General features: G+C 69.4%; 14 protein-coding genes. 8 read left to right on the top strand and 6 right to left on the bottom strand.

Translation table 11 applies throughout. The features are described 5' to 3' along the window. Positions 1-12: 12 nt before the first annotated feature. Entirely contained in the window at positions 13-528 is a 516-nt protein-coding gene (locus tag PotMrB4_RS02550) for a response regulator (RefSeq protein WP_160479373.1), read from the bottom strand. 192 nt (positions 529-720) lie between these two features. Here PotMrB4_RS02550 and PotMrB4_RS02545 point away from each other — a divergent pair, with 192 nt between their 5' ends. The 8 genes from PotMrB4_RS02545 (at position 721) to PotMrB4_RS02510 (ending at position 9853) form a co-directional block, all read left to right on the top strand. Continuing rightward, positions 721-2658, top strand: coding sequence for a putative nucleotidyltransferase substrate binding domain-containing protein (locus PotMrB4_RS02545; RefSeq protein ID WP_172432418.1), 1938 nt, complete (start codon positions 721-723; stop codon positions 2656-2658). Further along, a complete protein-coding gene (locus PotMrB4_RS02540) occupies positions 2655-3362 on the top strand; it encodes a 3'-5' exonuclease (RefSeq protein WP_160479369.1) in 708 nt (235 codons plus the stop codon). Before PotMrB4_RS02545 ends, PotMrB4_RS02540 begins: the two co-directional genes overlap by 4 nt. A 65-nt stretch (positions 3363-3427) precedes the next feature. Continuing rightward, a complete protein-coding gene (locus PotMrB4_RS02535; RefSeq protein ID WP_301308356.1) occupies positions 3428-3973 on the top strand; it encodes an RNA polymerase sigma factor in 546 nt (181 codons plus the stop codon). Continuing rightward, complete coding sequence (locus tag PotMrB4_RS02530) at positions 3970-4938, top strand: FecR domain-containing protein (protein ID WP_172432417.1); 969 nt, start codon at positions 3970-3972, stop codon at positions 4936-4938. The genes PotMrB4_RS02535 and PotMrB4_RS02530 overlap by 4 nt, the downstream gene beginning before the upstream one ends. A 120-nt stretch (positions 4939-5058) precedes the next feature. Next, a complete protein-coding gene (locus tag PotMrB4_RS02525; RefSeq protein WP_172432416.1) occupies positions 5059-7485 on the top strand; it encodes a TonB-dependent siderophore receptor in 2427 nt (808 codons plus the stop codon). Positions 7486-7553: 68 nt separating this feature from the next. After that, positions 7554-8675 (top strand): PepSY-associated TM helix domain-containing protein, encoded by a 1122-nt coding sequence (locus PotMrB4_RS02520; RefSeq protein WP_172432415.1) that lies wholly within the window; start codon positions 7554-7556, stop codon positions 8673-8675. After that, positions 8672-8836, top strand: a complete 165-nt coding sequence (locus PotMrB4_RS02515) for a hypothetical protein (protein WP_172432414.1) — start codon at positions 8672-8674, stop codon at positions 8834-8836. Before PotMrB4_RS02520 ends, PotMrB4_RS02515 begins: the two co-directional genes overlap by 4 nt. Before the next feature lie 66 nt (positions 8837-8902). After that, a complete protein-coding gene (locus PotMrB4_RS02510; protein ID WP_172432413.1) occupies positions 8903-9853 on the top strand; it encodes a Vgb family protein in 951 nt (316 codons plus the stop codon). Positions 9854-10196: 343 nt separating this feature from the next. On the opposite strand, the gene PotMrB4_RS02505 is transcribed toward PotMrB4_RS02510, so the two are convergent. From PotMrB4_RS02505 to PotMrB4_RS02485, 5 genes are all read right to left on the bottom strand, one after another. Further along, on the bottom strand, positions 10197-12299 hold the full coding sequence (locus PotMrB4_RS02505) for a TonB-dependent receptor (RefSeq protein ID WP_172432412.1): 2103 nt from the start codon (positions 12297-12299) through the stop codon (positions 10197-10199). 105 nt (positions 12300-12404) lie between these two features. Further along, the gene (locus PotMrB4_RS02500) at positions 12405-12563 is read right to left on the bottom strand and encodes a hypothetical protein (protein WP_160158613.1); all 159 of its coding nucleotides are present in this window, start codon (positions 12561-12563) and stop codon (positions 12405-12407) included. Beyond that, a complete protein-coding gene (locus PotMrB4_RS02495; RefSeq protein WP_044409104.1) occupies positions 12547-12888 on the bottom strand; it encodes a hypothetical protein in 342 nt (113 codons plus the stop codon). The genes PotMrB4_RS02500 and PotMrB4_RS02495 overlap by 17 nt, the downstream gene beginning before the upstream one ends. Positions 12889-12954: 66 nt before the next feature. After that, positions 12955-14322, bottom strand: coding sequence for a cell envelope integrity protein CreD (creD, locus tag PotMrB4_RS02490; RefSeq protein WP_172432411.1), 1368 nt, complete (start codon positions 14320-14322; stop codon positions 12955-12957). A gap of 191 nt (positions 14323-14513) precedes the next feature. Continuing rightward, complete coding sequence (locus PotMrB4_RS02485) at positions 14514-14951, bottom strand: CBS domain-containing protein (RefSeq protein WP_044409110.1); 438 nt, start codon at positions 14949-14951, stop codon at positions 14514-14516. Positions 14952-15038: the final 87 nt, after the last annotated feature.

The raw sequence follows: 15038 nt of genomic DNA, 5'->3' as shown, positions 1-15038 counted from the left end.
GGGCCGCTCGGCTCAGGCGCTCTTCAGGGCGAGGCAGGTTTCGACGGCCGCTTCTTTCGGCCTGGGCCGCCTCCGGACGACCTTCGGCTCCGGCGGCGTCCCCAGCTCATTGCGCGCCAGGGTGGTCAGGTGGGCCAGGTCGGGCGGCCCCAGCAGGAAGTCCAGCACCTTCAGGTGCAAGGCCTCCACCGCATCCTGCACCGTCGCATCGCCCGCCATCATCACCACCGGCAGCCTGGCGCGGGCCGACTGGCGCACCTGGCGCACCAGCTCCAGGCCGCTGCCGTCCGGCAGGTGCAGGGCGCACACCAGCAACCCGATGGAAGAGCGCGAGGCCAGCAGCTCCAGCGCCTCGGCACGGCCGGGCGCGTGCAGGCAGCGCAAGCCGAGCCCCTGCAGCGCAGCGGCCAGCCGTGGATACAGCGCATCGTCGCCGTCCACCAGCAGCACCGACGCCTGGTGCGGGCCGCGCACCAGCTCGTCCAGCGCGAGCAGTTCTTCTTCACTGAGCAGATCGCCGTAACTCATCGCGTCACCTATGCCCGACTCCCGGCCCGTCCACCTCATGGACGGCCAACTAGGGTGGGATAACGCCGCTTCGGCGGAGTTCCCTTGGCCCGCCGGACGGTCGCCGCCCCTTCCTATACTTACGTCCAATGGGCAGCCCCGGCCCCCAGCCACGACCATGCCGGGACAACAAGAGACACGCGGAAGCACGGCATGAGCACGACAGGCAGCGCCTTCGAGCAGGCGGGCAAGCTCGCGGTGATGCAGAACGTCCACGGCACCATGGAGTTCCTGCAGAAGTTCCCACCCTTCAACCAGATGGAAAGCGCCCACCTGGCCTTCCTAGTGGAGCACTGCCTGCTGCGCTTCTATGCGCGCGGCGACTCCATCATCAAGCCCGGCGACGGGCCGGTGGAGCACTTCTACATCGTCAAGCAGGGCCGGGTGGTGGGCGAGCGCCCGCATTCGGCCAAGCGCGGCACCGAAACCACCTTCGAGATCGCCACCGGCGAGTGCTTCCCCCTCGCCGCCCTGCTGGGCGAACGCGCCACCCGCACCGAGCACCTGGCCGGCGAAGACACCTTCTGCCTGCTGCTGGACAAGGCAGGCTTCGTCAAGCTGTTCGCCCTCTCCAACCCCTTCCGCGACTTCGCCCTGCGCGGCGTCAGCAGCCTGCTGGACCAGGTCAACCAGCAGGTCCAGCTGCGCGCGGTGGAAACCCTCGGCGCCCAGTATTCCCTCGACACCCGCCTGGCGGAGCTGGCCGTGCGCCAGCCGGTGGCCTGCCCGCCGCACATGCCCCTGCGCGAAGCGGTGCGGCTGATGCACGAGAGCCAGGTGGGCAGCATCGTCATCGTCCAGGGCGACGAGCGCCCGGTGGGCATCTTCACCCTGCGCGACCTGCGCCGGGTGATCGCCGACGCCTGCGCCGACCTCGACCAGCCCATCGCCGAGCTGATGACCCAGCAACCCTTCCACCTGCCGCCCGGCGCCAGCGCCTTCGACGCCGCCATCGCCATGACCGAGCGCCACATCGCCCACGTCTGCGTGGTGGAGGACGGTCGCCTGCAGGGCGTGGTTTCCGAGCGCGACCTGTTCTCCCTGCAGCGGGTCGACCTGGTGCACCTGGCCCGCACCATCCGCCATGCCGGTCGCGTCGAGACCCTCGCCGCCCTGCGCGCCGACATCCGCCGCCTGGTGGACAGCATGCTCGCCCACGGTGCCAGCTCCACCCAGATCACCCACATCATCACCCTGCTCAACGACCACACCGTGTGCCGGGTGATCGAACTGACCCTGGAAGAGATGGGCGACCCCGGCGTGCCCTTCACCTGGCTCTGCTTCGGCAGCGAAGGGCGCCGCGAACAGACCCTGCACACCGACCAGGACAACGGCATCCTCTTCGAAGCCGCCGACGACGCCGAGGCCGCCCTGCTGCGCGGGCGCCTGCTGCCGCTGGCCGAACGCATCAACCAGGCCCTCGCCACCTGCGGCTTCGAGCTGTGCAAGGGGCGGATCATGGCCGGCAACCCCGAGCTGTGCCTGTCGCGCAACGAATGGCGCCGGCGCTTCACCGGCTTCATCCGCGAGGCCACCCCCGAGAACCTCCTGGCCTCCAGCATCTACTTCGACCTGCGCGCCGTCTGGGGCGAGCACGACGGCTGCGACCAGCTGCGCCGCGAGATGCTCGCGCAGGTCGCCGACAACAGCCTGTTCCAGCGCATGATGGCCGAGAACGCCCTGCGCCAGCGCCCGCCGGTGGGCCGCTTCCGCGACTTCGTGGTGGCCCGCAAGGGCGCCGAGAAAGACACCCTCGACCTCAAGGTCCAGGGCCTCACCCCCTTCGTCGACGGCGCCCGCCTGCTGGCCCTGGCCAACGGCATCGAGAGCGGCAACACCCTCGACCGCCTGCGCCAGCTGGTGCAGCGCGAAGTGATCGACGCCCAGGACGGCGCCGCCTTCGAAGAGGCCTACCACTTCATCCAGCAGACCCGCATGCAGCAGCACCAGCAACAGGCCCGCCAGGGGCTTCCGCTGTCCAACCACCTCAACCCCGACAGCCTCAACCACCTGGACCGGCGCATCCTCCGCGAATCCTTCCGCCAGGCCCAGCGCCTGCAGGCCAGCCTGGCGTTGCGCTACCAGCTATGAATGCCTTCTCCTGGTTCACCCGGCGCCAGCGCCCAGCCCTGACAGACGACCAGCAGCAGCGCCGCGACGCCCTGCCCGCGCCCCAGGCGCTGGACGACCGGCCCCTGGCCGAGCAGCGCTTCGTGGTGCTCGACCTGGAGACCAGCGGCCTGGACATGAGCCGCGACCTGGTGCTGTCCATCGGCGCGGTGAGCATCGAGGCCGGCGCCATTCCCCTCGGACGGGGCTTCGAAGCGACCCTGTACCGGAACGCCGGCACCTCCCCCGCCGTGCTCATCCACGGCATCGCCCCCAGCGTCTCCGCCGCCGGCCTGGCGCCGGCCGAAGCCCTGCTGGACTTCATGGACTACCTGGGCGACAGCCCGGTGCTGGCCTTCCACGCCCCCTTCGACCAGCGCATGCTCGCCCGCGCCCTGCGCCAGGACCTGGGCCTGCGCCTGCGCCACCCGTTCCTCGACATCGCCGAACTGGCCCCCCTGCTCTGCCCCGACGCCGGCATCCGCAACGGCGGGCTGGACCAGTGGGCCGAGCATTTCGGCCTGCAGGTGCAGCAGCGCCACCACGCCAGCGCCGATGCCCTGGCCACCGCCGAGATGGCCCTGATCCTCTTCGCCCACGCCCGCCGCCAAGGGCTGGACAGCCCCGCCGCACTGTCCGCCGCCCTCGCCCGGCAGCAACGCCGCCAGCAGCAACCCGGGTTCTGACCGGCCGACGGCCTGCAATTGCGGCACTTCGCCGCCATCGGCATAATTGCGAATCATTCTCGCTCATGATTCGTACTCAGCCGGAGGTGGCCGTGTCGTCGGTGGACCCCACAAACCAGGAACTGGCCGGTGCCCTGTACCGCGACCACCGCGCCTGGCTGCTCGGCTGGCTGCGCCGCAGCCTGGACAACCACCACCGCGCCGAAGACCTCAGCCAGGACACCTTCGTCCGCCTGCTGGGCAAACCCGACCTCGGCCAGGTGCGCGAACCCCGTGCCCTGCTCACCACCATCGCCCGTGGCCTGCTGGTGGACCACTTCCGCCGCAGTGCCCTGGAGCGGGCCTACCTGGACGCCCTGGAACACCTGCCCGAACCCACCCAGCCGAGCCTGGAGGAACAGGCGCTGATGCTCGAATCCCTGCGCGAGATCGACCGCCTGCTCGGCAGCCTCTCGGCCAAGGCCCGCGCCGCCTTCCTCTACAACCGCCTGGACGGCCTCGGCCACGCCGAGATCGCCCAGCGCCTGGGCGTCTCCGTGCCCCGCGTGCGCCAGTACCTCGCCCAGGGCCTGCGCCAGTGCTACATCGCCCTCTACGGAGCGCCGCAATGAACCCGGCGCCGGTGTCCGCCCGCGTGCTGGACGAAGCCATCCACTGGCAGCTGTGCCTCGGCTCCGGCGAAGCCAGCGCCCAGGAACGGGCCGAATTCAACCTCTGGCACGCCGCCAGCCCCGAGCACGCCCTTGCCTGGTCGCGGCTCAACGGCCTGGATGCGCACCTGGGCGCCGCCAGCAGCGCACCGGCCCGCCACGCCCTGCTGGAGGCCCCGCGCCACCGCCTGCGCAGCAGCGGCAGCGTGCTCGGCCTGTGCCTGGCCGGTGTGCTCGGGCTGCTCCTCGCCCAGCAGCACCGCCCGTTGGGGGACTGGCTGGCCGACGAAATGACCGCCAGCGGCGAACAGCGCCAGCTGCAACTGCCGGACCACAGCCAGGTGCGCCTGAACAGCCGCAGCGCCCTCGACATCCAGTTCGACGGCCCGCAGCGGCGGCTCTACCTGCGCAGCGGCGAGATCCTCGTCGAAACCGCCCACGGCGACCCGCGCCCCTTCGTGGTCGCCACTGAACAGGGCGAACTGCGCGCCCTCGGCACCCGCTTCCTGGTGCGCCGCGAAGGCCAGACCACCCGCCTGGTCGTGCTGCGCTCCGCCGTCGCCGCACACCCCACGCAGGCCGAGGACGAACGCATCATCGGCGAAGGCCAGCAGGTGCTGATGCAGGCCGACGCCCTGGGCCGCAGCGAGGCCGCCCCGGTGGGCGCCGACGCCTGGAGCCGCGGCATGCTGGTCGTCGACAACGTCCGCCTGGCGGATCTGCTGGAGCAGCTCGGCCAGTACCGCCGTGGCTACCTCGGGGTCGACCCGGCGGTGGCCGACCTGCGCATCAGCGGCAGCTTCCCCCTCGGCGACACCGACCAGGCCCTGGCCGCGCTTCCGCCCAGCCTGCCGGTGCGCATCGAGCGCCACACCGACTGGTGGACCCGCGTGGTGCCCGCCCACCGGACGCCCCCGCGCCCGTAGCCCGGGCTACGGGGGCGGTCGCCGTGCGGCGCCAGATTTTTTTTCACAACCCCTATCACTTTTCCACCCTGGCTCGGCAAGGAGTCATTGAGACTTATTTCCTATCAGGAGTCGCTCGCAATGACGTTTGCCTTCCGCCCCAGCCTGCTCGCAGGCGCCATCCTCCTGGGCAGCCTGGCGCCTCACGCCAGCGCCGATACCCAGCAATACCGGCTGCCCGCCGCGCCCCTGGCCAGTACCCTGAACCGCATCGCCAGCGAGGCCGGCATCGTCCTCAGCATCGATCCGGGCCTGACCACCGGCAAGACGGCGCAGCCGGTGCAGGGCGAGTACTCACCGGTCGACGCACTGAATGCCGCGCTGAAAGGCAGTGGCCTGCAACTGGTGCAGAACGGCGGCAGCTACAGCCTGGCCGCGCTGCCGCAAGACACCATGGTCCTGCCGAGCACCAACATCGACGGCGCCGTTGCCAGCGAAAGCGCCTGGGGCCCCACCACCGGCTACCTGGCCCAGCGCACCGCCGCCGGCACCAAGACCGACACCGCCCTGGCCGAGGTTCCGCGTTCGATCTCCGTCGCCACCCGCGAGCAGATGCAGGCGCGCAGCGTCCACAGCCTCGACGACGCGGTGAAGTACATGCCGGGCATCGTCTCCAGCAGCTTCGGCAGCGACACCCGCTACGACTGGATGCGCGTACGCGGCTTCGAGCCGACCCACTTCCTCGACGGCCTGCCGCTGCCCCGTGGCGTGTACGCCAACCCGAAGCCGGAAACCTGGAACCTGGACCGCCTGGCCCTGCTGCGTGGCCCGGCCTCCTCCGTGTACGGCCAGACGCCGCCCGGTGGCCTGCTGGACATGGTCAGCCGTCGCCCGAGCGCCGAGACCCGCCATGAGATCGAGGTGCAGTACGGCAGCGACAACCATCGCCAGATCAACTTCGCCAGCACCGGCCAGATCGACGACCAGGGCCAGTTCCTCTACGGCCTGAGCGGCGTGGTGCGCGACAGCGGCACGCAGATCGACCACGTCGACAACAAGCGCTACAACCTCGCCCCCAGCCTGACCTGGAACATCGACCCCGACACCACGCTGACCCTGCTCTCGCAGTTCACCCGCGACGATACCGGCACCACCAGCCAGTTCCGTCCGATCCAGGGCACCAAGATCGACATGCCCTTCGGCAAGATCTCCCACCACAAGAACCTGGGCGATCCGGACTACGACTTCTACGACCGCACCTACTACGCGCTGGGCTACGCCTTCGAACATCGCTTCGACGACGTCTGGCAGTTCCGCCAGAACCTGCGCTACACCAAGTCCGAGCTGTCGTTCCAGACCGTCACCGTCAACAGCTACATCCCCTCGCTCGCCGGTTCCGGCTACGTGGTCGACGCCAATGGCAACGTCGGTCGCAACAGCACCAACACCGATGAGGCCATCAGCCAGTTCGCGGTGGACAACAACTTCCAGGCCGACTTCAGCACTGGCGAAATCGACCACACCCTGCTGCTCGGCCTCGACCACCAGCGCATCGAGACCGACTACATGTCGGTCTTCGGCACCGCCTTCAACGGCTACGCCCCGCCGGACATCAACGTCAACAATCCGGTGCACGGCCAGCCCATCGTCCGCCCGCCGCGTTCACTGGCGTACTACGACTACAACCAGAAGACCGTCCAGACCGGCCTCTACGTCCAGGACCAGATGGCCCTGGACCAGTGGCGCCTGACCCTCGGCGGTCGCGAGGACTGGGTACACACCGGCACCACCTTCCTCAACCAGGGCGATGCCACCAACACCGAGCGCGACAAGGCCTTCAGCGGCAACGCCGCCCTCAGCTACGTGTTCGACTCCGGCTTCACGCCGTACCTGTCCTACGCCGAGTCCTTCCAGCCCACCAGCAACGCCACCGCCTCGCCGACCGACTCGTTCAAGCCGACCGAAGGCAAGCAGTGGGAACTGGGCGTGAAGTACCAGCCGCCCGGCAGCGACATCCTGCTGAGCGCCGCCGTCTACGACCTGACGCAGCAGAACGTCTCGGTCACCCACCGCATCAACGGCACGCCGGTCACCAGCCAGGACGGCGAAGTGAAGGTCAGGGGCCTGGAGCTGGAAGCCGTGGGCAACGTCACCGACAGCCTGAAGCTGATCGCCTCCTACACCCAGGCGAAATCCGAAGTGCAGGATGGCGAGTTCAAAGGCAAGCGCCTGCAGCTGATGCCCAACCGCCAGGCCTCGCTGTGGGCCGACTACACCTGGCACAACGGCGTGCTCGACGGCTTCGGCATCGCCGCCGGCGCCCGCTACACCGGCAACACCTTCGGCGACCAGGCCAACAGCGAGCTCGGCTTCGCCAAGTCCTACACCGTGTTCGATGCCGCCGTGCACTACGACCTCGGGCGCCTGGACAGCAGCCTGAACGGCGCGTCGTTGGCGCTCAACGCCACCAACCTGCTGGACAAGGACTACCTCTCCACCTGCGACGGCTACTACTGCTACTACGGTGACGAGCGCAGCGTCGTCGCCAGCGCCACCTACCGGTGGTGAGCCCCTCGCCCCACGCCACGCACCACCGAGTGCCGCCCGCCGGGTGGCCTCGGGCTTCCGGACGAATCATGAAAACCACCACCCTCCGCCGCTGGTCCTTCGTCCACACCTGGACCAGCCTGATCTGCACGGCCTTCCTGCTGCTCCTGGCGCTGACCGGCCTGCCGCTGATCTTCCACCACGAGATCGACCACCTGCTGGGCAACGCCCCGGTATTGCGCGAGATGCCGGCCGATACGCCGCGCCTCGACCTGCAGCAGCTGGTGCAGGCCGCCGAAGCCCACCGCCCCGGCGAGGTGGTGCAGTACCTCGGCTGGGAGGACGACGAGCCCAACGGCGTGGTGGCCATCACCGCCGCCACCGCCGGCACCGAACCCAACTCTTCCCACACCTTCATGCTCGACGCCCGCAGCGGCGAGCCGGTGGCCATGCCCTCGGCCAACGGCGGCTTCATGATGACGATGCTGCGCCTGCACGTGGACCTGTTCGCCGGGCTGCCGGGCAAGCTGCTGCTGGCCTTCATGGGCCTGTTGTTGGTGGTGGCGATCGTCTCCGGCGTGGTGCTCTACGCCCCCTTCATGCGTCGCCTGGAGTTCGGCACCGTGCGCCGCGACCGCTCCCCCCGCACCCGCTGGCTGGACCTGCACAATCTGATCGGCATCGTCACCCTCACCTGGGCCCTGGTGGTCGGCGTCACCGGGGTGATCAGCGCCTGCGCCGACCTGTTGATCGCCGCCTGGCGTAACGAGAGCCTGGCCGCCATGGTCGAGCCCTACCGCGACGCCCCGCCGCTCACCGACCGCGCCCCGGCCACGCGCCTGCTGGAGATCGCCGCGAAGGCGACGCCGGGCATGGCGGCGGACTTCATCGCCTTCCCCGGCACGCGCTTCTCCAGCGAGCACCACTATTCGGTGTTCATGAAAGGCAGCAGCCACCTCACCTCGCACCTGTGGACGCCGGTGCTGATCGACGCGCGCACCCTGGAGGTGACGGCCGTCGGTGAGCGCCCCTGGTACATGGACGCCCTGGCCATGTCCCAGCCGCTGCACTTCGGCGACTACGGCGGCCGGCCCATGCAACTGCTATGGGCGGCGCTCGATGTGCTGACCCTCATCGTGCTCGGCAGCGGGCTCTACCTGTGGTGGGTGCGCCGACGCGTCCCGGCGCGCCGGCGGGAGGCCACGGCATGAACCTGACGCGCATCTTCGCCGTGCCCGCGCTGCTGGTCGCGCTGACCGCCACCGGCCTGGTGGGCGCCCTGCTCGGCGACGGCATCTGGGACGCCCTGGCCTGGGTCGGCCTGGGCATCCCGGTCGCCCTCGGCGTGCGGCCCTTCCTGCGGCGCCGCTGAGCCGGGCGGGCGAACCCTCGGCGCGGGCAGGCGTCCATAGGGAGATGTTCCTGACTGGAGGTCGCCATGATCCGCGCCCTGGCCGTCGGCCTGATCGCCACCCTGCTCGCCCTGCCCGGCTTCGCCGCCGAGGTCCACTACTACCCGCTGCCGCCGGGCAGCGCCCCCCGTGACGTGGCCCCGGCCACCGACGGCCGGGTCTGGTACACCGCCCCCGCCCTGGGCCTGGTGGGGCTGCTGGACCCGCTCACCGGGCAGAGCCAGCCCATGGCCCTCGGCGCCGGCTCCAGCCCCCGAGGCGTGGTGGTGGCCGAGGACGGCGCTGCGTGGATCACCGATGCCGGCCTCAACGCCCTGGTGCGTGTCGACCCCACCGGCCCCACGCTCAAGCGCTACCCGCTGCCCGGCCAGCTCGGCGACGCCGGGCTGGTGGCCGCTGCCTTCGATCGGGACGGGTTGCTCTGGTTCACCGGCCAGAACGGCTTCTACGGCCGCCTCGACCCACGCAACGGTGACCTGAAGACCTGGCCCGCTCCGCGCGGCGCCGGCCCCTACGGCATCACCGTCACGCCCAACGGCGAGGTCTGGTACGCCAGCCGCGACGGCCGCCACATCGCCCGCATCGACCGCGTCAGCGGCGAAGCCGAGGTGATCGACAGCCCCGGCGGCGGCGAAGGCTCGCAGCGGATCTGGAGCGATGCCAAGGGCACCCTGTGGGTCAGCGAGCGCGGCAGCGGCCAGCTCAGCCGCTACGACCCCCTGGCCAAGGCCTGGACCCACTGGGCGCTGCCCAGCGCCGACGCCGAGGCCCATGCGCTGTACGTCGACGAGCAGGACCGGCTCTGGCTGAGCGACTTCCGCAGCAACGCCATCCTGCGCTTCAACCCCTTCAGCCAGCGCTTCACCCGCTTCCCCAGCGACCAGGCCGACGCCCGCGTCCTGCACCTGGCCGGACGCATCGGCGAAGTCTGGGGCGCCGAATCCAACCGCGACCGGCTGGTGGTGATCAAGGAGTGAGCACGCACGGCGCGATCCGTAGCCCCGGCTTCAGCCCGGGAACGGTGCCGATATCCCGGCCCCATCGCGAATGAATTCGCTCCCACAAAACGGCACATCGCGGCTTCGTGCGTAGTGTTTTCCAGCCACCGTGGGCGCTCGGCATGGCCACGAACGGTGGATCGGTGAAGCGCGACCCACCTTACGGCTCGTCTTGAGCGGCAATGGCCTTCGTAGGATGCGGTGAGGCCACGAACCGCATCACGTCGGGGCGTGGGGTGGATGGCGTCCCATCCACCCCACGCTCGGCCCCAGCGCTTTTCGTAGCCCGGACTTCAGTCCGGGGACGTGGGCACCGGGCGCATCAGAAGCGATACGCCAGGGTGGTCATCAGGGTGCGGGGGTCGCCGGGCATGATCTGCACGGCACTGGTGGCGGTGCTGTAGTAGGTCTTGTCGGTCAGGTTGGTGAGGGCGGCGTGCAGGTCCCAGTGCTCGACCCGGTAGCCCAGCAGCGCGTCCCAGCGGCCGTAGCCGGGCAGCACCACGGTGTTGGCGTTGTCGGCGTAGCGGTCGCCCACCAGGGTCACGCCGGTCTCGCCGTAGAAGCCCTGCTCGGGCTGCCAGCCGATGAACAGGCTGCCGTTGCGCTTGGCGACGTTGCCGATGCGCTTGCCTTCGAAGCCGTTGTTGTCCTTGACGATGGTGGCGTCCTGCAGGCCGATGCCGCCGCGTACCACCCAGTTGCCGTACAGCCGCCCGGTGGCGGTCAGCTCGGCGCCCCGGGAGCGCTGCAGGCCGGAAAGCAGCACGTTGCCGGGGTTGTTCGGGTCGCTGGTGCGGCGGTTGTACAGCTCGATCTCATACAGCGCGAAGGTGGTGCTGAGGCGGTCGTCGAGCCAGTCGCTCTTCACCCCCACTTCCTTCTGCCGGGTCAGTTCCGGGTCGAGGGCGTTGGTGTTGCCCGCCGCACCGGCGGTGATGCCGATCAGCCCGCCCCCCACCGGGGCGTAGCTCTTGCTGAACGAGGCGTAGAAGGAATGCTCCGGCACGGGCGTCCAGACCAGCCCGACGCGGGGGCTGAGGCTGTCGTCCACGCGGCGTTCGCGGCGGCCGTTGAGGCGGTTCTCGGAATCCACCTCGAAGTGGTCGTAGCGCAGACCGAGCAGCACCTGCCAGTGCTCGTCCAGGCGCACCTGGTCCTGCAGGTAGAGCGCGCGGCTGTCGATGTGGTGTTGGGCATCGCTGCTGGCGACCATGCGGCCGGTGTGCTGGCGGCCGGTGTCGGGGTCGAAGATGCCGAGGGCCGGCACGGCGTTGGCCGCGCCGGTGGCGTTGGTGTAGAGCTTCGGGTTGCGCTGCTGGTTGCCCAGTTCGACGCCGGTGAGCAGGCGGTGCTCGATGTCGCCGGTCATCACCAGCCCTTCCAGCTCGACGCTGTTGAACAGGTTGCGGGTGGTCAGGTCCTGCTGCCAGCGGGCGCGGCCGACGGTGCGGGCGGTGGCGTTGACGCTGGTGACGTAGGTGTTGTCGAAGCGGCTGTCGAGCATGAACAGCCCGAGGGTCTGGCGCAGCTGCCAGTCGGGGCTGAGGTCATAGGTGAGGCGCGAGCGCAGGGACTGGGCCTTGTCGTCGATGTAGTCGCGCTGCGGGTCGCCGTAGGTGGTGTCGCGGCCGACGTCGGCGGGGCGGCCGTTGAGGCCGGGGATGCCACGGTCCGGGGTGCGGTTGTGGCGGCTGTACTCGTACTGCACCAGCCAGTTGAGGTCGGGGCTGAGCTGCCAGCTCATGGCCGGGGCGAACAGCTGCCGGCTGGAGTCGATGCCCTTGCGGAAGCTGTTGGCGTCCTGCTCGCCGAGGTTCAGGCGCAGGGCGATGTCGTCGCTGGCATCGGCGCTGAGGTCGGCGTAGAGGCTGCGGTAGTCCTGGCTGCCCAGTTGCGCCTCGATGGAGGAGCCGAGGCCGGCCTGGGGCTGCTTGCTGATGCGGTTGACCAGGCCACCCTGGCTGCCACGCCCGTAGAGCACGGCGGCCGGGCCCTTGAGCACGTCGATGCGCTCGATGTTGTGCAAGTCGCGGGTGTACTGGCTGTCGTCGCGCAGGCCGTCGAGGTAGAAGTCGTTGCTGGCGTCGAAGCCACGGATGCGCAGGCCGTCGAAGCGGGTGTCGCTGGCGTCGCTGACGTTGGGCAGGCCGCTGAGCACCTGGCCGATGCGGGTGGCGCCGTAGTTGAGGGCGTCCTGGGTGCGTACCGAGTCGATGGCCTGGGGCACGTAGCGCACCGGCGTGGCGGTGCGGGTGGCGGTGGAGACCTCGCGGGTGCGGGTGTCCTGGCTGCCCTTGCCCTCCACTTCGATGGCCGGCAGGTCGGTGGACGCTCCGGCTGCGAGGGCCAGCGGTGCCATCAGGGTGGCGGCCAGGCCCAGGGCAATTCGGGAAAGGGCGGAGGGATGGGCGGGGTGGTGCATGATCGGCGTCCGGATCGTGGGGAAAGGGCGCAGATGATATTTATTTGCATTTGATATTGATAGCCATCTGATACCGATTCCCTACAATCCCGACACATCGCACCTTCACCTGCCCGGCTGGGGCTGCGGCTCGCCCCCTTGCCGCCGGGCCGGCTGCCGCACCCCGGTCACGCCTTCCGGGGCCACCTGGTAGCCGGGGAAATGCAGGGCGATGCGTGCGGCGAGCAGCCGGGCCTGCCGGCGTTCCTCAGTGAGCGGTCCCATCGCAGGCCTCCTCTTCGTCGTCATCGCGGCGGTACCAGAAGCGGAACAGCCCGTAGCCCAGCACCAGCGCGACCTGGGCCAGCGCGGCGCACATCTGCAGGAAGGAGTTGACGGTGGGGTTGGTGCGGGCCTCCATCACGCCGGTGAGGGCGTGCCAGAAGCCGTCCGGGATGACGGTGAGGGCCAGGCTGGCCAGGGGCTTGCCGGTCAGCAGCCAGATCTCGATGACGCCGAAGCCGTTGGCGAACATCAGGCCGCCGAGGATGAACACCGAGATCACCAGCCCGAGGGCGAAGCAGGCGGAGAACTGGAACAGTGCGCGCATGGTGGGTCTTCCTTCAGTAGGCGGCGCGGCGGGGTGCCGCGCCGGGAGTTGGGGATCTGCCTGGGCTCAAGCCTGGGCTGGGGCTTGGGCTTGGAACGGGGCGGCGGGGCGGCCAACGGCGTACCAGTCGAGCTTGCGGGTCAGCACCATCACGCAGGCCAGCAGGCCGAACACCAGCAGCGAGCCCATCAGCAGGGCGTAGTCCTCGGCGCTGAGCAGGCCGTAGAGCATCCCGTACAGCGCGGCGAGGCCGGCGGTGAAGCCGCCACCGCGCACCCAGCTGTGCAGCACGCTGCTGACGTAGATGCCCACCAGCAGCACGCAGGCCGAGGCGGACAGCGCATAGGCCAGGCCGAACGCCAGGTGCTCGGAGAGCGACAGCAGCAGCAGGTAGAAGAACGCCAGGGCCAGGCCCACCAGGCCGTACTGCACGGGGTGGACGTTGATGCGCTTGAGCACTTCCACCAGGAAGAAGCCGGCGAAGGTCAGGCAGATGAACAGCAGGGCGTACTTGATGGCGCGGTCGCTCTTCAGGTACTGGTCCACCGGGTCGACGAAGCTGACCCCGAACACCCGGCTGTTGAAGGCCTGGCAGCGGTCCTCATAGGCGCAGTCGGCCAGGGCCTGCTGCAGGTCGGTGGCGAAGAAGCTGGTCTGCCAGCGGGCGGTGAAACCGTCCTCGCGCACCTCGCGCTCGGCGGGGAGGAACTCGCCGACGAAGCTGGGGTGCGGCCAGGGCGACTTCAGCTCCACCTGGCTGTCACGCCCCACCGGGGTGATGTGCAGCGATTCGGTGCCCTGCAGGTTGAGGGTGAAGCCGTAGTTGAGGGTCTGGGCCTCGCCGCTGGCCAGGTGGGGCAGTGGTACATGCACGCCGCTGGCCAGGATCGGGTCGCCGCTGCCGGGCTGGAAGTCCAGGCTGCGGCCGTTCAGTTCCAGCTTGAGGGCGTTGTTGATGCCACGGATGTCGCTGATGCCCACCGCCAGGAACGGGGTCTCGAACTGGTAATCCTCCAGCCCTTCCTCGATGCCGAAATGCGCCGGCACGGCGAATTCACCGCTGATGCGGCTGTCGCTCTTGTACAGCCGGGCCTGGTAGATACCACGGGTCAGCAACTGGGTGTCGACGTCGCCCTGCAGGTGGAAGCGCTCGGGCAGGAAGAACAGCCGGCCGCGCTGCTCGCGCTCGTCCAGGTAGCGCTGGCCGGTCTTCTCGTGGGTCTTCCACTCGCGCACGGTACGGCGGAACGGCACCACCAACAGCGGGCCGGTCACCTGCTGGGCGTAGCTGGAACTCTGCGCGATGTTGGCCTGCACGCTGTCGCGGGCCATCTGACGCTCGTCGATCAAGCCGTCGATCATCAGCAGCGGGATCAGCAGCAGCAGGATCAGCAGGGCGATGGCGCCCAGCTTGAAGCCCAGGGTTCGGGTCATCTCGGACTCTCCTCATGTGTTCGATGGGGAAAGTCTGGAGCGCGCCTGGGGCGGGGCTATGGGGGGAATGTGGAGTTTGTGTGGGAATTGGGTGAAGAGCCGGGATCGCTGCGCGATCCCGCCGGCCGATCACCCTGAGCGAAGCGCTGGGCTGACGGTGGGCTGAAGCCCACCCTACGGGAGCAGGGCGGTCAGCACGACCCGCGGATGTACTGCTCCAGGTGCTGGATCAGGCTTTCCTGCTCGGCAGTGATGTCGCGCACCAGGTCGCGGATCGACAGCAGGCCGATCACCTTGCCTTCATCCAGCACCGGCAGGTGGCGCAGGTTCTTCTCGGTCATCAGCTGCATGCAGAACTGGTTGCTGTCCTTCGGGCCGACCACGTAGAGGTTGGAGGTCATGATCTCCTGCACCTCGGTGCCGTAGGAGGAGCGGTCCTTGGCGGCCACCCGGCGCACGTAGTCGCGCTCGGTGACGATGCCCACCAGTTCGTCGCGCTCCATCACCAGCACGGCGCCGATGCCCTTCTCGGCCATCAGCTCGGCCGCTTCCAGCACGGTGGTGGTGGGGTCCACGCGGTAGATCGTCGTGTGGGCTTTGCCCCGCAGTATTTCGGCAACGGTCTTCATCGGCTGCTCCCGGTTTTCTCGTGGTCGTGTGCACCGCGTTCCATCACGGCGGCGAACTGAGAATAGTCAATTGTGGGCGCCCGCAAA

Origin of the sequence: Metapseudomonas otitidis (assembly GCF_011397855.1) — a bacterium.
Lineage (GTDB): Bacteria > Pseudomonadota > Gammaproteobacteria > Pseudomonadales > Pseudomonadaceae > Metapseudomonas > Metapseudomonas otitidis.
The sequence above is the reverse complement of the archived record's forward strand: the minus strand, read 5'-3'. Positions and strand labels throughout refer to the sequence as shown.